This is a genomic window from Actinosynnema pretiosum, assembly GCF_024171695.1.
GTDB classification, from domain to species: domain Bacteria; phylum Actinomycetota; class Actinomycetes; order Mycobacteriales; family Pseudonocardiaceae; genus Actinosynnema; species Actinosynnema pretiosum.
Genome location: NZ_JAMTCF010000004.1, coordinates 94133 through 121087 on the forward strand (window position 1 = coordinate 94133; position 26955 = coordinate 121087).

Annotated in this window: 25 protein-coding genes; 13 read left to right on the top strand and 12 right to left on the bottom strand. The window is 74.6% G+C overall.

Going from position 1 to position 26955, the window contains the following annotated elements; translation table 11 throughout:
* Positions 1–170: 170 nt before the first annotated feature.
* Positions 171–851: a response regulator gene (locus LV78_RS09560; RefSeq protein WP_253844489.1), complete on the top strand. Its 681-nt coding sequence runs from the start codon at positions 171–173 to the stop codon at positions 849–851.
* A gap of 405 nt (positions 852–1256) precedes the next feature.
* Here LV78_RS09560 and LV78_RS09565 read toward each other — a convergent pair whose 3' ends face one another.
* Together LV78_RS09565 and LV78_RS09570 are read right to left on the bottom strand one after the other, a co-directional pair.
* Positions 1257–2354, bottom strand: coding sequence for an NAD(P)/FAD-dependent oxidoreductase (locus LV78_RS09565; RefSeq protein ID WP_253844491.1), 1098 nt, complete (start codon positions 2352–2354; stop codon positions 1257–1259).
* A gap of 595 nt (positions 2355–2949) precedes the next feature.
* Positions 2950–3441, bottom strand: coding sequence for a hypothetical protein (locus LV78_RS09570; RefSeq protein ID WP_253844493.1), 492 nt, complete (start codon positions 3439–3441; stop codon positions 2950–2952).
* 126 nt (positions 3442–3567) lie between these two features.
* On the opposite strand from LV78_RS09570, the gene LV78_RS09575 reads away from it, so the two are divergent.
* Positions 3568–4143 carry a hypothetical protein gene (locus LV78_RS09575; protein WP_253844495.1) on the top strand — a complete coding sequence of 192 codons (576 nt, stop codon included), beginning with the start codon at positions 3568–3570 and terminating at the stop codon, positions 4141–4143.
* A gap of 31 nt (positions 4144–4174) precedes the next feature.
* Here the strand turns inward: LV78_RS09575 and LV78_RS09580 are convergent, their stop codons facing one another.
* Complete coding sequence (locus LV78_RS09580; protein ID WP_253844496.1) at positions 4175–4822, bottom strand: CAP domain-containing protein; 648 nt, start codon at positions 4820–4822, stop codon at positions 4175–4177.
* Positions 4823–4868: 46 nt separating this feature from the next.
* Between LV78_RS09580 and LV78_RS09585 the strand changes: the two genes are divergently transcribed.
* The 4 genes from LV78_RS09585 to smc all read left to right on the top strand — a co-directional run bounded on the left by LV78_RS09585 (position 4869) and on the right by smc (position 10174).
* Positions 4869–5156, top strand: coding sequence for an acylphosphatase (locus LV78_RS09585; protein WP_253844498.1), 288 nt, complete (start codon positions 4869–4871; stop codon positions 5154–5156).
* Positions 5157–5189: 33 nt separating this feature from the next.
* Positions 5190–5678 carry a sigma factor-like helix-turn-helix DNA-binding protein gene (locus tag LV78_RS41525; RefSeq protein WP_253844500.1) on the top strand — a complete coding sequence of 163 codons (489 nt, stop codon included), beginning with the start codon at positions 5190–5192 and terminating at the stop codon, positions 5676–5678.
* A complete protein-coding gene (locus LV78_RS09595) occupies positions 5678–6490 on the top strand; it encodes an anti-sigma factor family protein (protein ID WP_253844502.1) in 813 nt (270 codons plus the stop codon). The genes LV78_RS41525 and LV78_RS09595 overlap by 1 nt, the downstream gene beginning before the upstream one ends.
* Before the next feature lie 108 nt (positions 6491–6598).
* Complete coding sequence (smc, locus tag LV78_RS09600; protein ID WP_253844504.1) at positions 6599–10174, top strand: chromosome segregation protein SMC; 3576 nt, start codon at positions 6599–6601, stop codon at positions 10172–10174.
* 40 nt (positions 10175–10214) lie between these two features.
* Here the strand turns inward: smc and LV78_RS09605 are convergent, their stop codons facing one another.
* The 3 genes from LV78_RS09605 to LV78_RS09615 form a co-directional block, all read right to left on the bottom strand.
* Entirely contained in the window at positions 10215–10970 is a 756-nt protein-coding gene (locus tag LV78_RS09605; protein ID WP_253844506.1) for a lysophospholipid acyltransferase family protein, read from the bottom strand.
* A gap of 90 nt (positions 10971–11060) precedes the next feature.
* Complete coding sequence (locus LV78_RS09610; protein WP_253844508.1) at positions 11061–11387, bottom strand: hypothetical protein; 327 nt, start codon at positions 11385–11387, stop codon at positions 11061–11063.
* A gap of 46 nt (positions 11388–11433) precedes the next feature.
* Positions 11434–12090 carry a maleylpyruvate isomerase family mycothiol-dependent enzyme gene (locus LV78_RS09615; protein ID WP_253844510.1) on the bottom strand — a complete coding sequence of 219 codons (657 nt, stop codon included), beginning with the start codon at positions 12088–12090 and terminating at the stop codon, positions 11434–11436.
* 50 nt (positions 12091–12140) lie between these two features.
* Between LV78_RS09615 and LV78_RS09620 the strand changes: the two genes are divergently transcribed.
* Positions 12141–13061, top strand: coding sequence for a GNAT family N-acetyltransferase (locus LV78_RS09620; RefSeq protein ID WP_253844512.1), 921 nt, complete (start codon positions 12141–12143; stop codon positions 13059–13061).
* 332 nt (positions 13062–13393) lie between these two features.
* Here the strand turns inward: LV78_RS09620 and LV78_RS09625 are convergent, their stop codons facing one another.
* Together LV78_RS09625 and LV78_RS09630 are read right to left on the bottom strand one after the other, a co-directional pair.
* The gene (locus LV78_RS09625) at positions 13394–14914 is read right to left on the bottom strand and encodes a sodium:solute symporter (protein WP_253844513.1); all 1521 of its coding nucleotides are present in this window, start codon (positions 14912–14914) and stop codon (positions 13394–13396) included.
* Positions 14901–16025 carry an anhydro-N-acetylmuramic acid kinase gene (locus tag LV78_RS09630; RefSeq protein WP_253844915.1) on the bottom strand — a complete coding sequence of 375 codons (1125 nt, stop codon included), beginning with the start codon at positions 16023–16025 and terminating at the stop codon, positions 14901–14903. Before LV78_RS09630 ends, LV78_RS09625 begins: the two co-directional genes overlap by 14 nt.
* A gap of 120 nt (positions 16026–16145) precedes the next feature.
* Here LV78_RS09630 and ftsY point away from each other — a divergent pair, with 120 nt between their 5' ends.
* Entirely contained in the window at positions 16146–17612 is a 1467-nt protein-coding gene (gene ftsY / locus LV78_RS09635; RefSeq protein ID WP_253844514.1) for a signal recognition particle-docking protein FtsY, read from the top strand.
* A gap of 66 nt (positions 17613–17678) precedes the next feature.
* On the opposite strand, the gene LV78_RS09640 is transcribed toward ftsY, so the two are convergent.
* Together LV78_RS09640 and LV78_RS09645 are read right to left on the bottom strand one after the other, a co-directional pair.
* Positions 17679–18071: a hypothetical protein gene (locus LV78_RS09640; protein ID WP_253844515.1), complete on the bottom strand. Its 393-nt coding sequence runs from the start codon at positions 18069–18071 to the stop codon at positions 17679–17681.
* Positions 18072–18114: 43 nt separating this feature from the next.
* On the bottom strand, positions 18115–18888 hold the full coding sequence (locus tag LV78_RS09645; RefSeq protein WP_253844516.1) for an IclR family transcriptional regulator: 774 nt from the start codon (positions 18886–18888) through the stop codon (positions 18115–18117).
* Between the two features lie 77 nt (positions 18889–18965).
* Here LV78_RS09645 and aceB point away from each other — a divergent pair, with 77 nt between their 5' ends.
* The 3 genes from aceB (at position 18966) to LV78_RS09660 (ending at position 22275) form a co-directional block, all read left to right on the top strand.
* On the top strand, positions 18966–20522 hold the full coding sequence (aceB, locus tag LV78_RS09650) for a malate synthase A (protein WP_253844517.1): 1557 nt from the start codon (positions 18966–18968) through the stop codon (positions 20520–20522).
* Between the two features lies 1 nt (position 20523).
* A complete protein-coding gene (locus tag LV78_RS09655; protein ID WP_253844518.1) occupies positions 20524–21729 on the top strand; it encodes a DUF6986 family protein in 1206 nt (401 codons plus the stop codon).
* A 90-nt stretch (positions 21730–21819) separates the two neighbouring features.
* On the top strand, positions 21820–22275 hold the full coding sequence (locus LV78_RS09660; protein WP_253844519.1) for an Imm1 family immunity protein: 456 nt from the start codon (positions 21820–21822) through the stop codon (positions 22273–22275).
* 52 nt (positions 22276–22327) lie between these two features.
* On the opposite strand, the gene pucL is transcribed toward LV78_RS09660, so the two are convergent.
* A complete protein-coding gene (pucL, locus tag LV78_RS09665) occupies positions 22328–23209 on the bottom strand; it encodes a factor-independent urate hydroxylase (RefSeq protein ID WP_253844520.1) in 882 nt (293 codons plus the stop codon).
* An 11-nt stretch (positions 23210–23220) separates the two neighbouring features.
* On the bottom strand, positions 23221–23733 hold the full coding sequence (locus LV78_RS09670; protein WP_253844521.1) for a 2-oxo-4-hydroxy-4-carboxy-5-ureidoimidazoline decarboxylase: 513 nt from the start codon (positions 23731–23733) through the stop codon (positions 23221–23223).
* A 788-nt stretch (positions 23734–24521) separates the two neighbouring features.
* Here LV78_RS09670 and allB point away from each other — a divergent pair.
* Entirely contained in the window at positions 24522–25952 is a 1431-nt protein-coding gene (gene allB, locus LV78_RS09675) for an allantoinase AllB (RefSeq protein ID WP_253844522.1), read from the top strand.
* The gene (alc, locus tag LV78_RS09680; protein ID WP_253844523.1) at positions 25949–26944 is read left to right on the top strand and encodes an allantoicase; all 996 of its coding nucleotides are present in this window, start codon (positions 25949–25951) and stop codon (positions 26942–26944) included. The genes allB and alc overlap by 4 nt, the downstream gene beginning before the upstream one ends.
* Positions 26945–26955: the final 11 nt, after the last annotated feature.

Sequence of the window (26955 nt, forward strand, 5' to 3'; positions counted from 1 at the left end):
GTCAATCTTGCGTAAATGCATCGTCTGAGTGCGTCAAGGTCCCGTCAATGCCACACTTTCGGGTGAGGTTGTTCGAGGAAGATCGCATCGGCGTGGCGCCTTCACCCGAACGCGCACAATGGAGGCGGGTCGGCGACCGCGCGCCCACCCCGCCGCGCGAGGAGGGTCGCATGACGAAGGTGCTGGTGGTCGACGACGAGCCGCAGATCGTCCGGGCGCTCCGGATCAACCTGTCCGCCCGCGGCTACCAGGTGCTCACCGCCCACGACGGCGCCGCCGCGCTCAGGGCGGCGGCCGAGGGCAAGCCGGACGTGGTGGTGCTCGACCTCGGGCTGCCCGACGTCGACGGGACCGAGGTGATCGCCGGGCTGCGCGGGTGGACGACCGTGCCGATCATCGTGCTGTCGGCGCGCGCCGACTCGACCGACAAGGTCGAGGCGCTGGACGCGGGCGCCGACGACTACGTGACCAAGCCGTTCGGCATGGACGAGCTGCTGGCCAGGCTGCGCGCGGCCGTCCGGCGCTCCGCCGCGCCCGCCGACGCCGGGGAGGCGGTGGTGCGGACGGGGGCGTTCACGGTGGACCTGGTCGCGAAGAAGGTCCACCGGGAGGAGGCGGAGGTGCACCTGACGCCGACCGAGTGGGGGCTGCTGGAGGTGCTGGTGCGCAATCCGGGCAAGCTCGTGGCGCAGCGGCAGCTGCTGCAGGAGGTGTGGGGGCCCGCGTACGCCAAGGAGACCCACTACCTGCGGGTCTACCTGGCGCAGCTGCGGCGGAAGCTGGAACCCGAGCCTTCGCGGCCCCGGCACCTGGTGACCGAACCGGGGATGGGGTACCGGTTCGAGCCCTGAGCGTTCGAGCCCCGAGCGGTTGTTCAACGGGGGGATTGTTGAACAACCGCTCAGGGGGGCGGGTTGCGCGGCGGTGGAAGCGGTGTCGGTGCTGCCGAGACCGGGCTGGGTTGGACGGGAAGGGCCGGACTGGGCAGGGCCGGGGCGCGAGGCGAGGGCCGGGCTGGGGCGAGACCGGGACCTTGCGAGGCCTTGGATCGGAGAGACCCTGGACCACGCTGGGGCCTGGAGCGGGCAGGGGCCGACCAGGCGGGGGCCTGACCGGCGCGAGGGTTGCGCTCGGGGACCGCTGTGGCATCCACTCGGGCCGGTTGTCGCCGGTTGTCGCCGGTTGTCGCCGGGCGGTGCCAGGCGTTGCCGAGCCGTGCCGCAGGCACCGGGGCGGGCGCGGCAGGCCGGTGCCGGTCAGGCGCCGCTGGGCATGGTCGGGCGGCGCTGGAAGGCGACCGTGTACTTGATGATCATCTCCTTGGCCAGCGCCGCCGCGCGGCCGGTCAGGACCACGTCGCGCGGGGTGTCGTCCGCGTGCACGAACTGGAGCACCGCGTCCCGCCTGCCCAGGCTGACGCACTGGCCGACGTACCGGAAGCGGGTCGGGGTCGGGGTGTCGCCCGCCAGCTCCTGGGCCAGCGACCGGATCGCGCGCTGGGCGTTCGGGGCCGCCGTCGCGCAGGCCATGCGCATCTCCCGGCCGTCCGCCCGGCGCACCGCCGCCGCGTCGCCGACGCCGATCACCTCGGGGTGGGACGTCGAGCGCATCGCCTCGTCGACCAGGAGCCTGCCCGAGGCGTCCACCGCCAGGCCCGACTCGCGGGCCAGCGGCGGCACCCGGAAGCCCGCCGTCCAGACCACCGCGTCCGCCGCCTCGTGGCCGCCGTCGACCCGCAGGCCCCGCTCGTCCACCGACTCGACCCGGCAGCCCTCCCGCACCCGCACGCCCAGCCGCGCGAGCGCCCGGTGCAGGTGCCGCACGGCCTTCGCGGACAGGCCCGCCCCCAGCGCGCTCGACGACAGCAGCGACACGTCGTGCCCGGCCTCGGCCAGCTCGGCGGCGGTCTCCACGCCGGTCAGCCCGCCGCCGACCACCACGACGGACCTCCGGCCGGTCAGCGCGCGGTGCAGCCGCTCGGCGGACTCGGCGTCCGAGACCGAGTGGGCGTGCTCGGCCACGCCGGGGGCCGAGCCGAGGTCGGTGGTGCTGCCCAGCGCGTAGACCAGGCGGTCGTAGGGCAGCGCGCGGTCGCCCACGCGCACCTCGCGCGCCCCGAGGTCGATCGCCTCCGCCCGCCCCACGACCAGCTCGACCCCCGACCCGGCCAGCAGCTCCCACAGCGGCAACCGCCGCTCGACCTGCCCGGCCGCCACCTGGTGCAGCCGGACCCGCTGAACGAAGCGGTCGCGCTCGTTGACGAGCGTCACCTCGGCCCCGGTCCACCGGGCAGCCAGCTTGGCCGCGGCCAGACCGGCGTAACCGGCCCCCAGCACCACAACGCGCTCGGACATCACCGTCTCCTCTCGACGTCACCTGTGAGAGGAGCGGGACGGGGCGGCGAGAGGTGACAGTGACCCCTGGCACACCGCTCCGGGCGTCCGGCGGCTGCCCCGCGCCTGCCCCGGACCCCGTTCCGCCCGTCTCGTCGGCCCGCTGACGGGTTCACGGGCGCCCGGAAGGTCTGGGAGACCGGGACGGGCCTCCCGGAGGGCTGTGAGGGGCGCTCGGCAGGGGGCGCTGGCCCGGCGGAGCGCTCGCGGGCGGGGCACCGGTGGAGTGGCGCGCCCAGGGGAGCGGGGAGCGGCGGCTGCTCGGGGTGGCTGATGGCGCGCGGACGCCTGCCGGGACCGGCGCGCCCGGTGGCGGCTGGCGCCGACGCGTTCGGCAGTGCTGGGGCGCTGGGCGCCTGCGGGAAGGACGCCTGCGGGTGGGGCGCCTGCCGGAGGGGCTGCGCGACCTGCGAGCCGGTGAACCTGCGGCGGTCCGGGGGCTCCGGCGGTCCGGGCGGCGCGGGGCGCCTGCGGGAGCGGGCGCGCGTCCGGCGGACCGGCGCGTCGGCGGGAGGACCGGACGCCCGGCCTGCCCGTGAGCCCCCGGCGGCCCCGGTCACGAGCGGGTCGGCCTGGTGGTGGTCGGGGCCGTCGTCGTCGGTTCCGGGTCCTCGTCCTCCGGTGTGGTCGTCACCACCGGCGGGGCCGTCGTGGTGGTCGTCGGGGACTGGCGGGTCGTGGTGGTCGGGAGCGCGACCGGCTCGTCCGGCTCCTCCCGCGACTCGGACCTCGCCGTCGTCGGCTCGTCGCCGCGCGCGGGGCGGTCCTCGCGGGGGGCGTCCTGGCGGCGGGTGGTGGTCGTCGTGGCCGCCGCCCTGCGCTCGGCGGACGACGGGGACGACGACTCGGACGTCGGCTTCGCCGGGGCGCTCCTGGTGGTCGCCTCGGCCTGCGCCTCCAGCGGCGCCGCGGTCTCCGGCTCGGCGTCCGGCACCAGCGAGGCGCCGACACCCGCCACCGCCGCCGCCACCACGGCGCCCGCCGCGGACAGCAGGACCAGCGGCGAGAACCTGCGCCTCGCGGCCACGTCGGACTCTTGCTCGAACACGCGAACTCCCTGGAGAGACCTTGAACCGAAGGTCGGGCGTCCGGGTTATCGGCGCGCGACGGCCCGCACCGGATCGGTGCGGGCCGTGATCCACGCCTTCGTGCCGTTTACCGCCACCTGTGGGTGATGGCGCGGTTACTGCGAGTCGGACCCGGTGATCAGGGGTTCGGGGTCCCGCTCGGGTTCGGGCTGGTGCTGGGTTCCGGGCCGGTGCTGGGTTCCGGGTCGGGCTTCGGCGGGTTCGGGCTGCTCACCGGCGGGTTCGGCTTGGTGGTGCCACCGGGGTTCGGGCTGCCGGTGCCGGGGTCCGGCTTGGGCGTGGTCGGCTTCGGCGGCTGCGGCTCGTCGCTCACCGTCGTGGTCGTGGTCGTGCCGTCCGCCCTGGTCACCGTCGTCACCCGGACGCGCTGCGTCGTCGTGGTCGGCGCGGCGCTGCTCTCCACGGACTCGGGGGTGGAGCTCGGTGCCTCCGAAGAGGACTCGGTGGACTCCGGCGCCGAGGACGACGTCGACACCTTGCCGGTCGGGGGCGTGTCGAGCTGCACGCCGATGGGCGTCGTGGCCTCGTCGCTCGACGAGGGGCCCGCGATCGCGGCCACCGCCCCGAAGATGGTCGCCACGACGACACCGGATGCCGCCAGCAGCAGGTGCGGCGACAGGCGCCGCGCGCGAGAGCTCTGCTCGGGCGCGGGCGACTCGTAAAGCCCGTCGTCGGTCACTCGGTCTCCCTAGGTCAACGGCCGAAGTTCTGGGTCCAGTACCAGCCACGGGTGTCCAGACCGACACCGGTGGTGGTGAACGAGCAGTCGAGGATGTTCCGACGGTGCCCCTCGGAGTCCAACCACGCGCCCACGACGTCCTCCGCGCTCCGCTGGCCCATGGCGATGTTCTCACCGGCGGGTCGCGGATAGCCCGCTTCGCGCATCCGGGTGGCGAAGTCCACACCCTCCGGACTGGTGTGCGCGAAGTACTCCCGGCTCGCCATGTCCGCGCTGTGCGCCTCGGCCGCGGCGACCACCCGGTCGTCCACGCCCAGCGCCGCGCATCCCGCCGCGCCGCGCGCCCGGTTGACCAGCCGCACGACCCGGTCGGCCTGCACCACGTCCAGCGCGGGCCGGTCCTGAGGGGACGTCGGCGACGAGCTTGCCGGTGCGGAGGAGTCCGGGGCAAGCCCGCTGGTCGCGGCGGTGGGCTGGCGGGACGCGCCGCGCCGGTCCGGGGCCTCGGCGGAACCGGGGCCGGACCGGGGACCGCCGGGGTGCGGGTCCGGTCGCGCCGACGGGGCGGCGGCCGGGCCGACGAGGAGGGCGAGGGAGCCCGCGCCGAGCAGCAGGCCGAGGAGCCCGCCGATGGCGGACCTCTTCCCGCTCCGCGCGCTCACGGTCGCGCACCGTATCACCATCGGGTGAAATATCGGGGTGGAAGGCATGTCTGGAGCGGAGTCCGCGGTGCGGATGACCGCATGGGTCAGGGGGCACGTGCAGGGCGTCGGGTTCCGGTGGTGGACCAGGGCCCGCGCGCTGGAGCTCGGCCTGGTGGGGAGCGCGTCCAACCTGCGCGACGGCCGCGTCGAGGTCAACGCCGAGGGGCCCGAGGAGTCCTGCCGCGCGCTGCTCGCCGCGCTGCGCTCCGGGGGGACCCCTGGGCGGGTCGACGTGGTCGTGGAGCGCTGGTCGTCGCCGCGCGGCGGTCTGACGGGTTTCGCGGAGCGTTGAACTGGGACACCCCCGGTGGCCGTAGTTACCGCTGTGGACCGCGGGGAAGATGTCGTCAGGCAGCTCTACGGCCGCTGGCGCGGCCCGCTGCGCGGCTACGTCCTGCGCCTGGTCGGGGGAGACCACCGGTACGCCGAGGAAGTCGTCCAGGAGACCCTGCGCAGGGCGCGGGGCAGCGCGGACGTGCTCACCCCGGAGGAGGCGGGGCCGTGGCTGTACGCGGTGGCCCGCGCGCTGGTGGCGTCCGGGTTCCGGAGCGCGGGCGGTGAGCGGCCGGAGGAGCCGCCCGCCGAGGTCGACGCCGTCGACCACGCGCTCCAGGGCTGGCAGGTCGCCGAGGCGCTGCGCGGGCTCAGCCGCGACCACCGCGACGCCGTCGTCGAGCTGCACTACCGGCGGCGCACCGTCGCCGAGGCCGCCGCCGCGCTCGGCATCCCGCAGGGCGCGGTCAAGTCCCGCTGCTTCTACGGGCTGCGGGCGCTGCGCGACGCGCTGGCCGAGCGCGGGGTGACCGAGCCGTGATGACCTGCTTCCGCAGCACGGACCTGGGCGTCTACCTGCTCGGCTCGCTCGACCCGGTCGAGCGCGGCGCGTTCGAGCGGCACCTGGGCGCCTGCCCGCCGTGCAGGCGGGAGCTGCTGCGGCTCGCCCCGCTGCCGGGGCTGCTCGGCCAGGTCACCCTGCTCGACCTGGAGCAGCCGTTCGCCGACCCCGAGCCCTCGCCCGAGCTGGCCCCGCTGCCCGAGCTGCCGCCGCAACCGCCGCCCCCGGTGCCCAGGAGCGCCCGGATCTCGGCGAGGACCACGCTGCCGCTGGCGAGCCCGCTGCCCCCGGTGGACGGGTGGCTGGTCGGCGCGCGCGCCAAGCGGCGGACCGCCGGACCCGCCCCCGGTGGGCCCGGCCGCCGGAGCGCGGCGCGGTGGCCGCTGCTGGTCTGCGCCACCGCCCTGTTCGCGGTGCTGCTGGTGGGCGCGCTGCTGCTCACCCCCGGCCTGCTCACCCGCGACGACCAGGCCGGACCGGTCCCCGTCGCGTCGAGCACGGCGGTGACCTGGGCCGGGACCGACGCGGGCACCGGGGTCGCGGCCCGCGCCGAGCTGGTCGGCCGGGACTGGGGCACCGAGCTGCTGCTCACCCTGGACGGCGCCCCGGACGGCGCGCGCTGCAGGCTCGTGGTGCACGGCACGTCCGGGCGCACCGAGACGGCGGGCTGGTGGGGCAGCGGCCCGACCCGGCGCGAGCGCGTGCCGGGGGCGACCTCGTTCGCGCTGGCCGACGTCGAGCGGGTGGACGTCGTGGCGGACATGCGGGTGCTCGTCTCCGTGCGCCCCTGACCGCGACCCCGACCCCGACCACGATCCCGACCGCCCCGGCTCGATCGGCGCGCCCCTGATCAGCCCGTTCGCGCCGGGCAGGGCCCCGGCACCGGTATGGTGCGCGACGTGCACCTCAAGAGCCTGACGCTGAAGGGCTTCAAGTCCTTCGCCTCGGCTACCACCCTGCGCTTCGAGCCCGGCATCACGTGCGTGGTCGGCCCCAACGGGTCCGGCAAGTCGAACGTGCTCGACGCGCTGCGCTGGGTGATGGGCACGCAGGGCGCGAAGGACCTGCGCGGCGGCAAGATGGAGGACGTCATCTTCGCGGGCACCTCCGGCCGCGCGCCGCTGGGCCGCGCCGAGGTCACCCTCACCATCGACAACGCCGACGGCGCGCTGCCCATCGAGTACACCGAGGTGTCGATCACCCGCCGGATGTTCCGCGAGGGCGCCACCGAGTACGAGATCAACGGCAACTCGTGCAGGCTCATGGACATCCAGGAGCTGCTGTCGGACTCCGGCATCGGCCGCGAGATGCACGTCATCGTCGGCCAGGGCCAGCTCTCCGCGATCCTGGAGTCCAAGCCGGAGGAGCGCCGCGCCTTCATCGAGGAGGCCGCGGGCGTCCTCAAGCACCGCAAGCGCAAGGAGAAGGCGCTGCGGAAGCTGGAGGCGATGCAGGCCAACCTGACCCGCCTCACCGACCTCACCGCCGAGCTGCGCCGCCAGCTCAAGCCGCTGGGCAAGCAGGCCGAGATCGCCCGGCGCGCCCAGACCGTGCAGGCCGAGCTGCGCGACTCCCGGATGCGCCTGCTCGCCGACGACCTGGTCACCCAGCGCGAGTCGCTGGCCCGCGACGAGCAGGACGAGGCCGCCGCGCGCGCCCGCCGCGCCGAGGTCGAGCGCTCGCTCCAGCAGGCGCAGGTGCAGCAGAACGAGCTGGAGGAGGTCGTGTCCGCCGACGCGCCCAAGCTCCAGCAGGCCCAGGACACCTGGTACCGGCTGTCCGCGCTGGAGGAGCGGCTGCGCGGCACGGTCCGGCTGGCCGTCGAGCGCGAGCGGCACCTGAAGGCGTCGGTGGACGCGCCCAGGGGCGGGCGGGACCCGGAGGAGCTGGAGGCCGAGGCCGAGCAGACCGCCGCGCTGGAGCTGGAGCTGCAGGAGGGCGTCACCGAGGCGCGGGTCGGGCTGGCCGAGGCGGTCGAGACGCGGGCCGAGCTGGAGCGGATGGTGTCCGCCGCCGAGAAGGCGCACCTGGCGGCCGTGCGGGCGATCGCCGACCGGCGCGAGGGCCTGGCCCGGCTGTCCGGGCAGGTGGAGGCGCTGCGGTCCAAGACCAACGCCACCGCCGAGGAGATCGAGCGGCTGTCGGCGGCGCTGACCGAGGCGGCCCTGCGCTCCGAGGTCGCCCAGGAGGAGCTGGCGGAGGCCCGCGAGAGCACCGACAGCGAGGACGAGGGCGACGCGGGCGTCCAGGAGCGGCACCGGCACGCCGTCGAGGCCGAGGACGCGGCCAGGCGGCGGGTCGAGGAGCTGGTCAAGGCCGAGCGCGCGGCCGAGCGGGACATCGCCTCGTGGAAGGCGCGGGTGGACGCCCTCTCGCTCGGGCTCACCCGCAAGGACGGGGCGGGCGCGCTGCTCGCGTCCCAGCTGCCCGGCCTGCTCGGGTCGATCGCGGCGCTGCTGACCGTGGAGCCCGGCCACGAGGTGGCGCTGGCCGCCGCGCTCGGGCCGGTCGCGGACGCGATCGCGGTGGCCTCCGGGGACGACGCGCTCGCCGCGCTGGAGCTGCTCAAGACCGAGGACGCCGGGCGCGCGGGCGTGGTCATCGGCGGCGGCGAGCTGCCCACCGGCGTGCTGCCCGTGCTGCCGGGCGGCGCGCGCTGGGCCGTCGACCTGGTCCGCGCGCCCGAGTCGCTGCGGCCCGCCGTGGCCCGCGCGCTGCACGGGCTCGCCGTGGTCGCCGACCTGGCCGCCGCCGACGCGCTGGTCAGGGCCCACCCGGAGCTGCGGGCGGTGACCGGCGAGGGCGACCTGCTCGGGTCGGACTGGGCGACCGGCGGGTCCGGGCGCAGCCAGAGCGTCATCGAGGTGCAGGCCGCCGTGGACGAGGCGTCCGAGAAGCTCGCGCTCGCCGAGCGGGCGCTGGAGCACTCCGGGCCCGCGCTGGACGGGGCGCGCGCCGAGCAGCAGGCCAGGCGCGGCGAGGCCGCCGCCCTCAAGGAGCAGCTCAACGAGGCCAAGGTCCGCAAGGCGCGCTCGTCGGAGCGGCTGAACCGGCTCGCGGCGGCCGTCCGGTCGGCCGAGGCCGAGGTGGAGCGGGCTCGTGGCCAGCGGGAGAAGGTCGAGGCCGCCCGCGAGGAGAACCTGCTCAAGCTCGCCGAGCTGGAGGAGCGGCTGCTGGTCGCCGAGGAGCAGCCGCTGGACGACGAGCCCGACACCGCCCAGCGCGACGAGGCCGCCGCCGAGCTGGCCTCCGCCAGGCAGGGCGAGATGGACGCCCGGCTGTCGCTGCGCACCGCCGAGGAGCGGGCCCGCGCGCTGCAGGGCAAGGCCGAGGGGCTGCGACGGGCCGCGCGCGCCGAGCGGGAGACCCGCGAGCGGGCGCAGCGGGCGCTGGCGGCGCGGGCGCGGGGCGCGGTCGTCGCGTCCGCCGTGGTGCGCGGCGGCGAGGTCGCGCTGGAGCGGATCGCGGTCTCGCTGGACCGGGCCGCCCGCGAGCGGGACGCCGCCCAGGAGCGCAGGGCCAGGCACGAGGCGCTGCTCGGGCAGGTGCGCGGGCTGGTGCGGGAGATGTCCGGCGAGCTGGAGAAGCTCACCGACGCCGTGCACCGGGACGAGGTGCTGCGCGCCGAGCAGCGGCTGCGGATCGAGCAGCTGGAGGTCAAGATCTCCGAGGACTTCGGGATCGGGCTGGACGACCTGGTCTCCGAGTACGGGCCGGACGTGCACGTGCCGCCGTCCGCCGGCGAGCTGGCCGAGTACGAGGCGGCCAAGGAGCGCGGCGAGGCGGTCACCGCCCCCATGCCGATCCCCTACGACCGGGACACCCAGGCGCGGCGGGCCAAGCGCGCCGAGCGGGACCTGTCGCTGCTGGGCAAGGTCAACCCGCTGGCGCTGGAGGAGTTCGCGGCGCTGGAGGAGCGGTACAAGTTCCTGTCCAACCAGCTGGAGGACATCAAGGCCACCCGGCGCGACCTGCTGACCGTCGTCAAGGAGGTCGACGACAAGATCCTGGAGGTCTTCACGCTGGCCTACGAGGACGTGGCCAGGGAGTTCCAGGTCGTGTTCGAGGTGCTCTTCCCCGGCGGCGAGGGCCGGTTGGTGCTCACCGAGCCCGACGACATGCTCACCACCGGCATCGAGCTGGAGGCCCGGCCGCCCGGCAAGAAGGTCAAGCGGCTGTCGCTGCTGTCCGGCGGCGAGAAGTCGCTGGCCGCCGTGGCGATGCTGGTGGCGATCTTCCGCGCCAGGCCCTCGCCGTTCTACGTCATGGACGAGGTCGAGGCGGCGCTGGACGACACCAACCTGCACCGGCTGATCGGGCTGTTCGAGCAGCTGCGGGAGCGCTCGCAGCTGCTGATCATCACCCACCAGAAGCCGACGATGGAGATCGCGGACGCCCTGTACGGCGTGTCCATGCGCGGCGACGGCATCAGCCAGGTGATCTCGCAGCGGCTGCGCGGGCGCGAGGCGTCCTGAGCCGGGGGCGACCGTCGACCGGGCGCCCCCGGAGCGCCCGCTAGCCGCGCTTCTCCTGGGCGCGCTTCTCCTCGGCGCGCTTCTCCCGCGCTTCCCTGGCCTTCGCCTCCAGCACCGCGACCTCCTCGGGGGTCGGCGCGGTGCCGCCCCGGTTCGCCGGGTGCCACCACTGGCCCGTGCCGTCGTCCGGGTAGCGCCGCTGCGCCTCGTCCAGCAGCTCCTGCATCCGGGTGCGCAGCGCGGTCTCGTCGGCGGGCTTGAACGGCGCGCCGATCTCGATCATGATCGGGACGTGCCGCTGCGTCAGGTTCCTCGGGGTGCCCTTGCCCAGCAGGCGCTGCGTGCCCCAGAGCGCCATCGGGATCAGCGGGACGCCCGCCGCGTTGGCCAGCCGGTACGCGCCGCTCTTGACCGTGTTGACCACGTACGACCGGCCGGTCGTGCCCTCGGGGAAGATCCCGACGACCTCGCCCGAGCGCAGCGCCGCGAGCGCCTTCTCGTACGACTCCTTGCCCGCCGAGCGGTCGACGGAGATGTGCTTCATGCCCCGCATCAGGGGGCCTGCGATCTTGTTGCGGAAGATCGCGTCCTTCGCCATGAAGCGGACCAGCCGCTTGGCGGGCTGAGCGCCGTAGCCCGCCAGGATGAAGTCGAGGTAGCTGATGTGGTTCACCGCCAGGACCGCACCGCCCGTCGTGGGCACGTGCTCCGCGCCCCTGATGTCGATGCGCAGGTCAAGTGCCCGGAACAACGTCTTCGCGAGCGCGATGACCGGCGGGTACACGAGGTCTGCCATGCCGTGAACCGTACGCGATCAACCCCTGGCAGCACCCGCGGTGCGCCCGTGTCGGGCACACCGCGAGGCCGGTTCAGGCTCGCACGCGGATCAGCGTCCCCCGTGCTCCCTGCGCACCTTCGGAACGCCCGCCAGATCTTCCTCGTTGCACAGGAGCTTGAGGTTGAAGTAGGGCGAGCCCTTGGTGTCGTCGTAGTCGAGGTGGACCGAGATCACGTCCACTGCCTCGCCCAGCCACTCCTGGGTCTGCCGCAGCCACGTCGCCGCGCGCTCCAAGGCGCTGGGGAGGTCGTTGTCGCGGAACTCGACCGGCCGATAGGGAACTTCCTGGACTTGATCCCGACCGTTGGAGGGCATCGGGAGGTCCACCGCCACCCCGTTGTCGTTCAACTCCAGATGGATCGTTTCCTCACTCACCCCACGAGGGTCTACCACCGGCAACCGCGCGGCAAGCCCACCGGGGTCACGTCAAGGGATCGCCGCGCCACTTCCACCCCGCCTGAGCGGGCCTGCCGGGCAGCTCGACGCGCCCGTTGGCCCACAGCAGGGTCCGCCACGCGTCCGCGCCGACCTCGTGCTGCGGGAACAGCCTGGCGAGCGTCCCGGCGGCCTGGCGGCCGGTCGGGGTGAACTCCGCGCCGAGCCCGCGACCGGCGTCCCAGGTGTGCACGAGCAGCTCGTCGCAGGCCATCGCGGCGAACCCGGCCGCCTCCGGCAGGCCGCTCGGGTGCCAGCCCCGGTGGCCGGGCGGGGACGCGTCGATCGTCGCGGCGAGCACCTCGGACTGGGCGCGCACCACCCTGACCAGCATCGCGGGGTCGGCGGTGGCGTCGGTGGCCTCCACCCAGCAGTCCATCTCCTCGGGGCCGCCCGCGAGGTCGAGGGCGTACCAGCGCAGGCAGTCCACGAGGTGCGCCACCGCCTGCGCGACCGTCCAGTCCAGGTCGGGCACGGGGACCGCCCAGTCCCGGTCCGCGAACCCGGAGAGGAACGCGGCGCACTCCCCGGCCGCGCCGCGCACGTCGGCTCCGGTCAGCGGTCCGACCGGGGGGCCACCCGGTCCCGCCGCCGCGCCGCCGTCCGCAGTCCCGGCCGCTCCACCAGCCACCACACCGGTCATGTCGGAAACTCCCTCGCGTTCGGGTCGGTCTCCGCGTGACCATGCCAGACATGTACGACATCCGAATCGCAGTCGCCGAAGACCTGAACGACTCCCTCGACCTGCTGGCCGTCCTCCGGGTCGACAGCGCGCACCACCTGGACCTGCTGGTCGACCCCGCGCCCGGCTGGCCCGCCGGTTCCGTTGTCGCGACCGACCGCCGAGGTCGCGTGCGCGGCCTGCTCACCGCCGCCGTCGACCCGGAGGCCGACCGGGTCGTGCTGCACGGCCCGTTCGTCGACATCCCGGTCAACCACCCGGCGGGCGGGCGCATCTGGGACAGCACCGCCGACGCCCTGTACGCCGCCGTCGAGCCGCTGCTCGCGGGCGTCGCGGAGCGGGAGGTGCGCGGGGGCGCGGGGCACCTGCTGCTGGCCGCGTTCGCCGCCAGGCACGGGTGCGCGGTGGGCGGCGCGGGCGAGGAGCTCACCGCCGACGCCGCAGCCGTGCGCGGCCTGCTGCTGCGCGAGGCCGCCTGCCAGGGCGCCGGGGCGGTGTGGGAGACCGCGCCGCTGCCGGGGCTCGGGGACGGGTCGGGCACGCGCACGGCCGTCGCGGCGCTGCACGAGCGCTGCTTCCCGGCGGTGGGGGAGTCCGGCGCCGGACTGGTCGCCTCGGCCGGGGTGGACGGGCGCGCGGTGGTCGTGGCGCGCGGCGGCGGGCAGGTGCTCGGCTACGCGGCGGGCCGGGCGGAGCAGGAGCGGTACCGGGTGGAGCACGTGGCCGTCGAGCCCTCCGCCCGAGGACGCGGGATCGGCGCCGCCCTCGTCGCCGAACTCGTGTGGAAACTCGCCGTGGAGCACGGGGCGCGCCCCGAGGCCCGCGCTTCCATCGGGACCGGAAGCGGTGTGGCACCAGGGCGGATGTTCACCCGGCTGGGGTTCCGACAGCAGACCTCCGTCGTCGCTCACCGCACCGGTCACGCGGCCTGACTGCGACATGCGGGCTATTCGCCCGAGCGGCCCGAAACGGCTCCCGGCGATTCCCGATCTCACCTGTGCGTCGGGCTCCGGCGCTGGTCAGGGCACGCTGACCGGTCGTGGTGAGCCGGCAGCCCGGCGCACCCGCGGAACGCGCTGGGAGGTGGGTTCGGATGAGGGACGCGGTCGTGCCGGGCGCTGCCGGGACCGCGGTTCCCGCACCGGCGCCCGCCGACCACGGGCCTCGGCCGCCGTGACCCGCTGACGACCGCGCCCGCTCAGACCCGGCCCGCCCGCGCCTGCCACGAAGGCGCGCGGGCGGGCCGTCCGAGCCGCACCAGGGGTCACACCCGAGCGTCCTTGTGCCGCAACGACAGCAGCCCGCCGACGACGAGCGTCACCAGCACCCCGAGCGGGGTGTACCAGGGGTAGGCGGGCGCCCACAGCCGGTCCGCCGCCGACGCCGCCGAGAAGTCCACGGTCAGCGCCAGGTCCGGCCCGCTGAACTTCACCCCCAGGATCACGAACGCCATCACCGCCACGGTCACCGCGAACGCCGCGATCGCGTCCGACTGCCGCGCCCGCCGGACCGCCAGCCCCAGCAGGAAGGCGCCCAGCAGCGCCCCGTAGGTGAAGCCCGCGATCGACAGGCCCTGCTCGACGATCGGGTTGCCGCGCGTGGTGAACGACGAGAACAGCCCGGCGAACACCACCAGCAGCACCGCCCACACCACCGTCCAGAGGCGACCCTGCCGCAGCACCTCGTCCTCGGACAGCGGCCTGCGCACCAGCTTCTGGTACACGTCGGTGACCGTGGACGAGGCCAGCGCGCCCAGCGAGGAGCTGAGCGCGGCGGCGAGGATGCCCGCGATGACGAACCCGGACAGCCCGGACGGCATGTCGTTGACGATGAAGCTCGCGAACAGCTCGTCCGCGTTGTTCAGGCCCAGGTCCTTCACCGGGTGCGCGCCCTCGTAGTAGGCCCACAGCATCACGCCGATCACCAGGAACAGCCCGAACTGGAGCAGCACCACCACACCGCTGCCGATGAGCGCCTTCTGGCTCGCCCGCACGTCCTTGGTCGCCATCAGCCGCTGCACCACGAGCTGGTCGGCGCCGTGCGAGGCCATGGACAGCACCGCGCCGCCGAAGAACGCGGTCAGCGCGGCGTACGGGCTGGTCAGCGGGCTGGCGGCCAGGTCGAGGAACTGGAACTTGTTCGCGTCGGCGGCCTGCCCGACCCAGTCGCCCGGCAGCCGCCCGGACAGCACGACGATCACCGCGACCGCGCCGAGGACGTACCAGAGCATCTGGATGGCGTCGACCCACACGACCGCGCGCACGCCGCCGAGGAAGCTGTAGACCACCATCGCCGCGCCGAGCACGGCCACGATCAGCCAGTACGAGGCGTTCACCCCGTACGCGGACAGCACGACCTTCACCGGGATCGCGGTGGCGAACAGCCGCAGCCCGTCCGCGAGCAGCCGGGTGACCAGGAACGTCACCGACGCGGTGCCCTGCAGCCCGGAGCCGAACCGCTGCCCCAGGTACCCGTACGCGGTGACCAGCTCGCCCGCCACGTACTTCGGCAGCAGCACGAACGACACCACGATCCGGCCCAGCAGGTAGCCGAACGCCAGCGACAGGAACGTCATGCCGCCGCCGTAGGCCACGGTCGGCACGCTCAGCACGGTCAGCGTCGAGGTCTCCGCGGAGACCACCGACACGCACACCACCCACCACGAGATGGAGCGCTCGCTGACGAAGTAGTCGGTCGCGGATCGCTGCCTGCCGCCGATCCACACGCCCAGCAGCGGCATCCCCACCAGGAAAAGCACCACGATCGCGAGGTCAAGTGCACGCACGGCTTCCTCCGATTCTCAGACCGGTGACCGGGGTGGTGGCGGGCTCGGGCAGGCGCAGCGGCGCCCGTCCGGGGGTGATGGAGCCCAACGGGCGCGGCCCGCGCGCGCCGGTCGCGGCCGGGACGTTGCCCGGCAGGCCGTGCCAGGCCAGGAAGCCCAGCAGCGCGGTCAGGTGCGCCTCCTTGGACCCGGCGGGCAGGCCGAGGTCGTCGCTGGGGCGCACGTCGGCCCCCGGCAGGTTGCGGCGCAGGGCCGCCATCAGCGCGGGGTTGCGGGTGCCGCCGCCGGAGACCACGACCAGGCGCGCGTCGGCGCAGGCGCGGGCGGCGGTGCGGGCGGTCAGCTCGACCAGGGTGGCGAGCAGGTCCTCGGGGGTGGGCGCGAGGCCCTCGGTCGCGCGGTCCAGGTACCGGGCGTTGAAGTGCTCCTTGCCGGTGGACTTCGGCGCGGGGAGCGCGTAGTGCGGGTCGGCCAGCAGCCGGGCGAGCAGTCCGGGGTGGACGGCGCCGCGCAGGGCGAGCGCGCCGTCGACGTCGCAGGGGGTCCCGGTGATCCGGGCCGCCGCCGCGTCCAGGAGCGCGTTGCCGGGACCGGTGTCGCAGGCGGACGGCGGGTGGCCGCGCCGCACCAGGGTGACGTTCGCGATGCCGCCGAGGTTCAGCGCGGCGGCAGGGGCGGTGCTGGATAACCCGGCCAGCCACAGCACGTCGAGCGTGCTGGCCAGCGGCGCGCCGTGGCCGCCCGCCGCGACGTCGCGCTGGCGGAAGCCGGACACCACCGGCAGGCCGGTCGCCTCGGCGATCCAGGCCGGTTCGCCGAGCTGGAGCGTGCCGAGGCAGGTGCCGCCCTCCACCCGGTGGTGCGCGGTCTGTCCGAGTGACGAGACCAGGTCGCCTCGATATCCGGCGGCGATCCGGCCGAAGAGCTGCCCCAGCCCGGTGTCGAGGGCGCACACGTCCCCGGCGCCGGTCGGGACGGCCCGCAACCGCTCCGGGAACGGGTGTTCCGCGTGCTCGACGGGGGAGAGCACGACCACCGGCCCGTCCAGGGACAGGTCGGCGACCGCCACGTCGACGGCGTCCGCCGACGTGCCGGAGTGGAGCCCGATCACCCTCACGTCAAGTGGTCTATTCGACGCGGCGCGCCCGCACAAGGGGGGCTGTGGAGAAGTTGCGGGGTGCGGGCGCTTCTCGTTGATCGACCACATGCGCAGGCGTGGGAGGATTGGGCGGTGTCCACCACGACCCTGATCTGGATCGTCGTCATCGTCGCGGCGCTGCTCGCGGTCGCCCTCGTGGCGGGTGTCGCGCTGTCCCGGCGGCGGCGGATCTCCCTCACCGAGAAGGAACCCGACCGCCCCGTCACCAAGGGGTACCGGGCGGGCGGTGGGATCACGTTCGCCCAACCCGGCGGTTCCGCGACCAAGCCCGCCGAACCGGAACCGGCGGTCAAGCCCTCGGCGGCCAAGCCGGCTGAGGAGCCCCCCGCGAAGCGGGCCGACGCCGCCGCGCCGGTGGTGGACGAGCCCGTCGGCGAGGACGCGCCGGTCGAGACCCCGGCGCCGGTCGACATCTCCGTGCCCGTCGACACCGCCGCGCCCGTCGAGCCGGTCGCGCCCGTCGACGTCCCCGAACCGGTCCGGCACCCGGTGGTCGACCGGACCGAGGTGGACGGTCAGCCCGGCGTCGGCGACGACGCGTCGGTGCCGCGCGACTCGGTCCGACCCGGACTGGTCGACGTCCAGCTCCCCGAGGCAGCCTCGGAGATCGACGAGATCGAGCCCACCTCCGGCAGGCTGGAGCGGTTGCGCGGCAGGCTCAGCCGGTCCCGCTCCGCGCTCGGCTCCGGTCTGCTCGGCCTGCTCGGCGCGGGCGACCTGGACGAGGACTCGTGGACCGACGTCGAGGACACGCTGCTCCTGGCCGACCTCGGCGCGGCGGTGACCATGCAGGTCGTCGAGTCGCTGCGCAAGCAGATCGCCGCGCGCGGCGTGCGCACCCCCGAGCAGGCCAGGGCGCTGCTGCGCGAGGTCCTCGTGGACGCGCTGCACCCGTCGATGGACCGCTCGCTGCACGCCCTCCCGCACGACGGCAAGCCCGCCGTGCTGCTCGTGGTCGGCGTCAACGGCGTCGGCAAGACCACCACCACCGGCAAGCTCGCCCGCGTGCTCGTCGCCGACGGCCGCACCGTGCTGCTCGGCGCGGCCGACACGTTCCGCGCCGCCGCCGCCGACCAGCTCGCCACCTGGGGCTCCAGGGTCGGCGCGCGCACGGTGCGCGGCCCCGAGGGCGGCGACCCGGCGTCGGTGGCGTTCGACGCGGTCAAGCAGGGCATCGGCGAGGGCGTCGACACCGTCCTGGTGGACACGGCGGGCCGCCTGCACACCAAGACCGGGCTGATGGACGAGCTCGGCAAGGTCAAGCGGGTGGTGGAGAAGCAGACGAAGGTCGACGAGGTGCTGCTCGTGCTCGACGCCACCACCGGGCAGAACGGGCTCACCCAGGCCCGCGTGTTCTCCGAGGTCGTGGACGTGACCGGCATCGTGCTGACCAAGCTGGACGGCACCGCCAAGGGCGGCATCGTGTTCCAGGTGCAGCGCGAGCTGGGCGTGCCGGTGAAGCTGGTCGGGCTCGGCGAGGGCGCGGACGACCTGGCGCCGTTCGAGCCCACCGCGTTCGTGGACGCGCTGCTCGGCTAGACCGCTCCCGTGCGCGCAGGGGCGGGGCACCCGATCGGGTGCCCCGCCCCTGCGCCGTCCCGAGCCCTAACCGGCCACGTCGAACGCGGCCCGCGCGTGCACCACCTCGGCGCACCAGTGCCAGCACTCCTTGGCGTCCCCGCCGTCCAGGTGGAAGTGCAGCGGGTGCAGCTCGGAGCCCTCGGGCAGCGCCACCGGGTAGTCCGCCAGCGCGCGGAACCGCGCCGCGCGCGCCCGACCGCCCACCGGCTCCCGCCAGCTCTCCCGGTTGGTCGCCCGCACGCGGGCGCCGGGGAACTCGCGCCGGTAGCCCTCGATCAGGCCGACCACCCAGTCGACGTCCCCCTCGGGGTCGGGAGCGGGCACCGGGGGCAGGTGGGCGCCGTCGTTCCACCGCCCCACCACGTTCGAGTCGTTCCAGAACAGGGTCAGCGTCCGGCCGTAGTGAGATGTCGCCACGGCGGTGATCCTTCCCGACGAGCCGGGTGGACCGTCCGGCGCATCAGCCCATCGTGGGACGCGAGGCCAACCGGTCGGCGATCCCGTGCAGCAGCCCCGTGATCCCCTCCGCGGCCTCGCGGGTCAACCGGCCCTCCGGACCGGACACCGACACCGCCGCGGGCGTCGGACCGCCGGGCACCACCACCGCGACGCACCGCACGCCCAGCTCCTGCTCGCCCTCGTCCAGCGCGTGGCCGCGCTCGGCGACCAGGTCCAGCTCGGCCAGCATCGCGCCCAGGTCGGTGATCGTGTTCGGGGTGCGCGCGGGCAGCCCGGTGCGCTCCAGCAGCTCCCGCGCCCGGTCGCGGGGCAGCGCGGCCAGCACCGCCTTGCCCACGCCGGTCGCGTGCGGCAGCACCCGCCTGCCGACCTCGGTGAACATCCGCATCGAGTGCCGCGACGGGGCCTGCGCCACGTACACGATCTCGTCGCCGTCGAGCACCGCCAGGTTCGCCGTCTCGCCGGTCTCGTCGACCAGTTCGGCCAGCAGCGGGCGCGCCCAGGTGCCGAACTGCCTGCCCGCGCCCTCGCCGAGCCGGATCAGCCTCGGGCCGAGCGCGTACCGGCGGTTGTCGTGCTGGCGCACGTACCCCAGGTCGACCAGGGTGCGGATGAGCCGGTGGATGGTCGGCAGCGGCAGGCCGGAGACGGCGGCCAGCTCCGACAGGCTCGCCTCGCCACCCGCGTCGGCCAGCCGCTCCAGCAGGTCGAAGGCCCGCTGGAGGGACTGCACGCCACCGCTCTCACGCGACACCTTCGGACACGCTCCCTCCATTGCCGTTCCGCTATGCGGTAACTATAGTCCGCGAAGCAGAAAATCGGCTGATCGCGACACCCAGGGAGGCATCCAGCATGACCGGAATCCGAGTCCTCGGGGACGCCGTCGAGCGCGGCGAGCAGATCCTCACCCCGGACGCGCTGGAGTTCGTGGCCAAGCTGCACCGCTCCTTCGCCGCCACCCGCGACGAGCTGATCGCCCGCCGCGCCGACCGGGGGCCGCTCGGGTTCCTCGCCGAGACCGCCGACGTGCGCGACGGCAAGTGGCAGGTCGCGCCCGCCCCCGAACCGCTGCGCGACCGCCGGGTCGAGATCACCGGGCCGACCGAGCGCAAGATGGCGATCAACGCCCTCAACTCCGGCGCGAAGGTCTGGCTGGCCGACCTGGAGGACGCCAACACGCCGCACTGGCGCAACGTGGTGTCCGGGCAGGTCACCCTGTACGACGCGGCGCGCGGGACCATCTCGCACACCTCGCCGGAGGGCAAGCGGTACGAGCTGGCCGACGGGCCGCACCCGGCCATCGTGGTGCGCCCGCGCGGCTGGCACCTGCCCGAGCACGGCATCGAGGTCGAGGGCAGGCCCGCCATCGGCGCGCTGGTCGACTTCGGGCTGCACTTCTTCCACAACGGCGCTCTCGGCAAGCCGTACTACTACCTGCCGAAGCTGGAGAGCTACCTGGAAGCCCGGCTGTGGAACGACGTCTTCACCTTCGCGCAGGCCGAGCTGGGCGTGCCGCAGGGCACGATCCGGGCGACCGTCCTCATCGAGACGATCCCGGCCGCGTTCCAGATGGAGGAGATCCTGCACGAGCTGCGCGAGCACGCCTCCGGGCTCAACGCGGGCCGGTGGGACTACCTGTTCAGCGTCATCAAGTACTTCCGCGACGCCGGGCGCGAGGCCGTGCTGCCGGACCGCAACGCCATCACCATGACCGCGCCGTTCATGCGCGCCTACACCGAGCTGCTGGTGCGCACCTGCCACAAGCGCGGGGCGTTCGCGATCGGCGGCATGGCGGCGTTCATCCCGAACCGGCGCGACCCCGAGGTCACCGAGCGGGCGCTGGCGAAGGTGCGCGAGGACAAGACCCGCGAGGCGGGGGACGGGTTCGACGGGTCGTGGGTGGCGCACCCGGACCTGGTGCCGGTGTGCCGCGAGGTGTTCGACGCGCGGCTCGGGGCGAAGCCGAACCAGCTGGACGTGACGCGCGCCGAGGTGTCGGTGACCGCCGCGCAGCTGCTGGACTTCGCCTCCGCGGGCGGGTCGGCCACCGCCGCCGGGCTGCGGTCCGCCGTGGACGTCGGGGTGCGGTACCTGCTGTCGTGGCTCGGCGGCAACGGGGCGGCGGCGATCCACGACCTGATGGAGGACGCGGCCACGGCCGAGATCTCGCGGTCGCAGCTGTGGCAGTGGGTGCACAACGGGGTGGTGCTGGAGGACGGCACGCCGGTGACCGCCGAGCTGGTGCGCGGGGTGCTGGCCGAGGTGCGCGCGGAGCTGGCCGGGGCCGGGGCGTCCGAGCGCCTCGACACCGCGCTCCTGGACACGGCGGTGGAGCTGTTCGACCGGGTCGCGCTCGCCGACGACTTCGTCGACTTCCTGACCCTGCCCGCCTACCGGCACATCGCCTGACGTGCCGCGCACATCGCTGCCCGCCGAGGCGCTGGCGGCGGCCACCGCGCGGCTGGAGTACTTCGCGCCGCGCTGGCCGGAGGGACGTCAGCCGGTGCACACCTGCTACGTCCCGGCGGACCGCGTTCACCCGGACGTGGTGACCGAGTGGGGTGCGCAAGCGCTTGCCGCGCTGGAGGGTCACGCGCCCTCGCCCGAAGGGCTGGCCGAGCTGCTGGACCTGGAGCCCGCGCTCGCCGCCGACGTGCACGCCGGGGTGCGGGCCAAGCTGGCCGCCGAACCCGTCGAGGACCTGCGCATCGACTTCGAGGACGGCTACGGCTCGCGCCCCGACGACGAGGAGGACGCCGACGCCGAGCGGACCGCGCTGCTGGTGCGGGCGTGGCTGGACGCCGGGGTCGCGCCCGGCCGGTTCGGGGTGCGGATCAAGTCCTTCGACACCCCCGAGCTGGTGCGGCGCGGCGTGCGCACGCTCGACGTGCTCCTGACCGCGCTCGGCGGGCCGCCGCCCGGCTTCGTGATCACCTTCCCGAAGGTGACCTCGCGGCGGCAGGTCGAGGTGTTCGGGGACGTGCTCGACCTGTTCGGCGTCCCGCTGCGGTTCGAGATCCAGGTCGAGACCACCCGGTCGGTGGTCGACGCGGCCGGGCTGCTCGCGCTGCCCGGCTACCTGGAGGCCGGGCGCGGGCGGGTCAGCGGGCTGCACTTCGGCACCTACGACTACACCGCCGGGTGCGGGCTCGGGGCCGCCCACCAGCACCTCGCGCACCCGGCCTGCGACTTCGCCCGGCACACCATGCAGCTCGCGGCGGCCGGGCGCGGGGTCGAGCTGTCCGACGGGTCCACCAACGTGCTGCCGGTCGGTGACGCGGTCCGCGAGGGCTGGCGCACGCACTACCGGCTGGTGCGGCGCTCGCTCGCGCACGGCTTCCACCAGGGCTGGGACCTGCACCCGGCGCAGCTGGTCACCCGGTACGCGGCGGTGCACGCCTACCACCGGGAGGGGCTGGCGACCTCGGCCGCGCGGCTGCGGGCCTACGCCGAGCGGGTGAGCGGGGCGGTGCTGGACGAGCCCGCGACCGCGCAGGCGCTGTCGGAGACGTTCGTGCGTGCGCTCGACTGCGGCGCGTTGACCCCCGAAGAGGTCAACGCTGTCACTGGTCTGGGCGTACCGGAGCTGCGGAACCTGGCCCGGCGTGGGCGGTGACCGTCCCTCACGGTGATGGCTCTCGCTGGATTGGGTGATAGTCCGCCATGCCGTGACCATGGTGGCCGCCGACGGGACAGTGTGGGGCGCATGAGCGTACGAGCCGGGCTGTGGAGCGGGTTGCCGGACTTCGACAGCGCCGAGCACCGCTACCAGGTGGTGGGGTGCCCCGCGGACGTCGACGTGCTGATCGAGGCGCTGGGGGCTCCGGGGTGCAACGACGCGACCCTGGAGCACTTCGGCCGCGACACCGACGACGAGGGGGAGTGCGACCACAGCGTCGTGCTCGCCGTGCGCGGGGCGTGGGGGTACCTGCACTACGTCGACCCGGACTTCTCCGGGTGGCCGGTCGGGGACGAGCGGGCGCCGCACGTCAACGAGGCGTACACGGACTTCCCGCCGGGCGTCGGCGTGCCGCTGGACGTGCTGCGGTCGCTGGTGCTGGAGTTCCTGGCCACGGCGCGCAGGCCGGACGCGGTGCGGTGGTACACCGAGGCCGACCTGTTCCCGTCGTGGCGGATCAAGCGGTCCGCGATCCCGGACTAGCCCGTTCGGGATCGCTCGGCCGGGTCCACCGGTTCGGGATCACTCGTTCGGGTCAGAACTCCCCGATCGAGTACCAGGCCAGCCCGGCGTCCTCGGCCTCCTCGCGCAGCGCCGAGCCCTCGATGAGCCCGTAGGGGCTCTCGGGCGCGTGGAACACCTCGTTGCGGTTCTCCAGGCCGAACGGGGACAGGTCCACCGGGACGTGGTGCTTGTTGGGCATGGACAGCCGCACCTCGGCGACCTCGGGGCGGGCCAGCAGCACGGCCTCCGCCATGGCGTAGAGGGTCTGCTGGAGCGAGAGGCTGTGCTTGTCGGCGAACGTGGACAGCAGCACCCGGCGGATCTCCGCGTAGCTGGTCGCCCAGTCGACGACCTCGTCCGAGGAGTAGCGCCAGCGCGCGGTGACCGAGGTGGCGAGCACGCGGTCGTCGGTCTCGGCGAGGGTGGTGAACTCGTCGCGCGGGAACCCGTGGAACTCCGAGCCGGTGGTCTTGAGCACCACGAGGTCCTTGAGCCCGGACACCACCCAGGCCCGGTCGTGGTCGACGGTCACGGCGGTGGTCCTGATCTCGCCGCCCGACCGGGTGAACGAGTGACCGTTGGTCTCGATGCGCTGCCAGAGGTGCTCGTCGACGAGCACGCGAGCCCCGGTGATCGCCGCCTGTCCCGCCACGAAGTGCCGCGCGAGGCGGAGGGCGAAGTCCTCGACCTGGTGGACGCCGTAGAGCTTGGCGAAGGCGTAGGCGGTGTTCTTCTGTGTGTCGGTGGCGAGCACCTTGGCGTTGTCGCCGGTCAGGTGGGTGTCGGCGAGGTCGCCGCGCAGCGAGGTGCTGACGGTGAGGTCTTTTATCGAATGAGTGTCACCGTCACGAGTGACGGACACGAGCCGAACCTCGGCCTTGCCGTACTGGTTGGGCCCCAGGACGATCCCCATCGGGTGACTCCTCAACGTCGGTGCGGTGGTTGCCTCTCGCGGTCGACCAGCTTCCGCAGCCGGATCGCGGCGATCCGGCAGAGCTCCCGGTTGACGACCCGCAGCTCGAAGGCCGGTTCGTTCCCCATCCGCGCGGCCAGCGACGCGAGCACGTCCGCCCCGCTCAACCCGGTGGCGCAGATGAGGAAGACGTGCCCGAACCGGGCCTCGTAACGAGCGTTGGCGTCGACCAGCAGTCCGGACGCCGAGCCGTCCACCCCGGACTGCTCCCCGTCCGACCAGGCGGCGGAGGACCCGCGCCCGCGCTCGCCGATGCGGGGGTGGTGCGCGATGGCGGCGAGGACCTCGTCGTCGGACAGCACGACGTCGGCGGCGGCGACAAGGGCGTCGACCTCGCCGAACGGCCGAGCGGCGAGCACCCCATCACCCCACCGGGGAACCGCGAGGCAGTCGAGCACCAGGGGCCGCAGCACGTCGACGTCCGCCGAGTCGAACCACCCGATCCCGCTGTCCGCACCGGTCATGGGCACTCACCCTCCGGGGACGACTGCGCGGGCCCGACCCAGGGCGACGGTAGGAGCGGCTCGGAAGCCCTGTCAACCGGAGACGGGCAGGCCCTTCGGACGGGGGAGGGGCGCGGGTTCCGGTGCCGGGGAGGCCATGAGAGCGCTCTCATGCCACAAGCCGCCAAACTTGCCACAACTTGCCACCAAAATGGCAAGCCGCCACCCCTCTGCCCGCCACCCCACCAAGCCCATCACCACCACCTACTGCTGCCCACGCCCCGCCGTTGCCACCTGCTGACCGCCACCCGCCATAGGCCGCCCGCTGTCGTCATAGACCGCCTACCGCCGCCATAAGCCACTTGCCACCGTCATAGGTCGCTCGCTGTTGTCATAGGTCGCCGCCACCCGCCGCTGCCATAGGTCGCTCGCCATCTGCCGTCCGCCATAGGCTGCTCGCTAACGTCATAGGCCAGCAGTAACCCGTCCCCCGGATGCCCTCCCCGCCCCGCCGCCTTGTTGCCGCCCTGCGTCCTCGTTTCTGCCTGCCTCCGCTGCCCGCCGCTTTTTGCCTGCGCACCCCTCCACGTTCGGGGCCACCAGCCGAGCCCGATGCCGGTGGGAGCGCTCTCACCAGCACCGTCCCCGCGCGCGAACCACACCCCCGCCCCGACTGACACCCCCGGAAGGCCGCACCGCCCCCTCCACCCCGCGCCATTCCGGAACACCGAACCCCACCTGCCGCCAACCGGGAGACCACCGCCCCGCAGCCCTCGCCCGCACACCCGGTGGCCGGCACCCTGACCCGCATGGACCTGGTCTTCCGCGCGAAGCGCGTGATCACGCCGGACGGCGAGATCAGCGCCGACGTCGGCGTGGCGGACGGCCGCATCACCGCCGTCGCCCCCCACCCGAACCAGACCACCCCCCACCCCGCCACCCCGACCTCCACCGCCACCCCGACCTCCACAGAGCCAGCCCCCGCAGCCCCAACCCCCACCCCCGTCACCCCCGCCACCCTCATCCGCGAAGCCCTCCGCGCAGGCGCCCAGCTCATCGAGCTCCCCGACGACGAGGTCCTCATCCCCGGCCTCGTCGACACCCACGTGCACGTCAACGACCCCGGTCGCGCCGACTGGGAGGGCTTCCCCACCGCCACGCTCGCCGCCGCCGCCGGTGGGGTCACCACGATCGTCGACATGCCCCTCAACAGCCTCCCCCCGACCACCACCCCCGCCGCCCTCGACGTCAAGCTCGACGCCGCGCGCGGGCGGGTGCACGTCGACGTCGGCTTCTGGGGCGGGCTCGTCCCCGGCAACGGCGACCAGCTCGCCGCGCTCGCCGCGCGGGGCGTCTTCGGGTTCAAGTGCTTCCTCGCGCACTCCGGTGTGGACGAGTTCCCGCACGTCGACGTCCCCCAGCTCCGCGCCGCCCTGGCCTTCCTGCCGCGCGACCTGCCGGTCGTCGTCCACGCCGAGGACCCCGGCCACCTCGCCGAACCGGTCGACGGCGACTACCCCGGCTTCCTCGCCTCCCGCCCGCACGCCGCCGAGCAGCGCGCCGTCGCCGACGTCATCGCCGCCGCCCGCGACACCGGCCACCGCCTGCACGTCCTGCACGTCTCCAGCGCCCGCGCGGCGGCCGACATCGCTCGGGCCAAGCGCGACGGCGTCCCCGTCACCGCCGAGACCTGCCCGCACTACCTCAGCTTCACCGCCGAGGAGATCCCCGAGGGCGCCACCGCGTTCAAGTGCTGCCCCCCGATCCGCGAGGCCGCCAACCGCGAGCTGCTCTGGGCCGCCCTGCGCGACGGCGCGCTCGACCTCGTCGTCAGCGACCACTCGCCGTGCACGCCCGACCTCAAGCGCGGCGACTTCGCCACCGCCTGGGGCGGCGTGGCGAGCCTCCAGCTGGGCCTCCCGGCGGTGTGGACGCAGGCCCGCCGCCGGGGGTTCGCGCTCACCGACGTGGTCCGCTGGACGTCCACGGCCCCCGCCGACTTCGTCGGCCTGCCGCAGAAGGGCCGCATCGCGCCCGGCGCGGACGCCGACCTGTGCGCGTTCGCCCCCGACGCCGCCTTCGTCGTGGACCGCGCCGAGCTGCGCCACCGCAACCCGGTCACCGCCTACCACGGCCTGCCGCTGGCGGGCGTGGTGCGGCGGACCTGGCTGCGCGGGCGGCCGATCACCGGGGACGCGCCGTCCGGGCGGTTCCTGACCCGAGGCGGAGGAGCGGCATGAGCGCACCGGAGTGGACCAGGCTGCCGGACCTGGCGTCGCGCGGCGTCGGCGGCGGCGTGGTGTGGGCGAACGACGAGTTCTTCGCCGAGCGGGAGAACCTGGTCGCCCGCGCCGAACCGGTCTTCCGCCCGCAGACGTTCGGCAACAAGGGCCAGGTGTACGACGGCTGGGAGACCCGCCGCCGCCGCGAGCCCGGCGACGACGCGGCGGTCGTGCGCCTCGGCCTGCCCGGCGTGGTGCGGGGCGTGGTCGTGGACACCGCGTTCTTCACCGGCAACCACCCGGTCGCCGCGACCGTCGAGGCCACCTCCGCGCCCGGCCACCCCGATCCGTCCGAACTGGACGGCTGGCAGGTGCTGGTCCCGCGCGCCCCGCTCGGCGGCGACCGCAAGCACCACTTCGACGTCACCGCCGAACACCGCTTCACGCACGTGCGCCTCACCGCCCACCCGGACGGCGGCATCGCCCGGCTGCGCGTGCACGGCGAGCCGGTGCCGGACCCGGACCTGCTGGTCCCCGGCGCGGTCGACCTGGCCGCGCTGGAGAACGGCGCCCGCGTCGTCGGGTGCAGCAACATGTTCTACGGCTCGCCCACCAACCTCATCGCACCCGGCCAGGCCGCCGTGATGGGGGAGGGCTGGGAGACCGCGCGCCGCCGCGACGACGGCAACGACTGGGTCGAGGTGGAGCTGGCCGGGCAGGGCGTGGTGGCGCTCGCCGAGCTGGACACCAGCCACTTCAAGGGGAACGCGCCCGGTTGGGCGTCGGTGCGCGGTCGGGACGGCGACGGCGACTGGTTCGACCTGCTGCCCCGGACCCGCCTGCAACCCGACACCCGCCACCGGTTCCGCGTCCGGGTCCCCGAAGCGGTGACGCGCGCGCGGCTCGACATCTTCCCGGACGGCGGCATGGCCCGGCTGCGGCTCGTCGGGGCGCTCACCGACGCCGGGCTGACCGCGCTCGCACGGCGTTTCCAGGACCTGTCGAGCTGAACCCCCATTTT

What these genes read in the sequence shown, in the direction of transcription:
- LV78_RS09560 (WP_253844489.1), top strand. Translation starts at nt 171, where the DNA reads ATGACGAAGGTGCTGGTGGTCGACGACGAGCCGCAGATCGTCCGGGCG.
- LV78_RS09565 (WP_253844491.1), bottom strand. Translation starts at nt 2,354, where the DNA reads ATGTCCGAGCGCGTTGTGGTGCTGGGGGCCGGTTACGCCGGTCTGGCC.
- LV78_RS09575 (WP_253844495.1), top strand. Translation starts at nt 3,568, where the DNA reads ATGGCGCGGTTACTGCGAGTCGGACCCGGTGATCAGGGGTTCGGGGTC.
- LV78_RS09585 (WP_253844498.1), top strand. Translation starts at nt 4,869, where the DNA reads ATGTCTGGAGCGGAGTCCGCGGTGCGGATGACCGCATGGGTCAGGGGG.
- LV78_RS09595 (WP_253844502.1), top strand. Translation starts at nt 5,678, where the DNA reads ATGACCTGCTTCCGCAGCACGGACCTGGGCGTCTACCTGCTCGGCTCG.
- LV78_RS09605 (WP_253844506.1), bottom strand. Translation starts at nt 10,970, where the DNA reads ATGGCAGACCTCGTGTACCCGCCGGTCATCGCGCTCGCGAAGACGTTG.
- LV78_RS09615 (WP_253844510.1), bottom strand. Translation starts at nt 12,090, where the DNA reads ATGACCGGTGTGGTGGCTGGTGGAGCGGCCGGGACTGCGGACGGCGGC.
- LV78_RS09620 (WP_253844512.1), top strand. Translation starts at nt 12,141, where the DNA reads ATGTACGACATCCGAATCGCAGTCGCCGAAGACCTGAACGACTCCCTC.
- LV78_RS09645 (WP_253844516.1), bottom strand. Translation starts at nt 18,888, where the DNA reads ATGGAGGGAGCGTGTCCGAAGGTGTCGCGTGAGAGCGGTGGCGTGCAG.
- aceB (WP_253844517.1), top strand. Translation starts at nt 18,966, where the DNA reads ATGACCGGAATCCGAGTCCTCGGGGACGCCGTCGAGCGCGGCGAGCAG.
- LV78_RS09660 (WP_253844519.1), top strand. Translation starts at nt 21,820, where the DNA reads ATGAGCGTACGAGCCGGGCTGTGGAGCGGGTTGCCGGACTTCGACAGC.
- pucL (WP_253844520.1), bottom strand. Translation starts at nt 23,209, where the DNA reads ATGGGGATCGTCCTGGGGCCCAACCAGTACGGCAAGGCCGAGGTTCGG.
- LV78_RS09670 (WP_253844521.1), bottom strand. Translation starts at nt 23,733, where the DNA reads ATGACCGGTGCGGACAGCGGGATCGGGTGGTTCGACTCGGCGGACGTC.
- allB (WP_253844522.1), top strand. Translation starts at nt 24,522, where the DNA reads ATGGACCTGGTCTTCCGCGCGAAGCGCGTGATCACGCCGGACGGCGAG.
- alc (WP_253844523.1), top strand. Translation starts at nt 25,949, where the DNA reads ATGAGCGCACCGGAGTGGACCAGGCTGCCGGACCTGGCGTCGCGCGGC.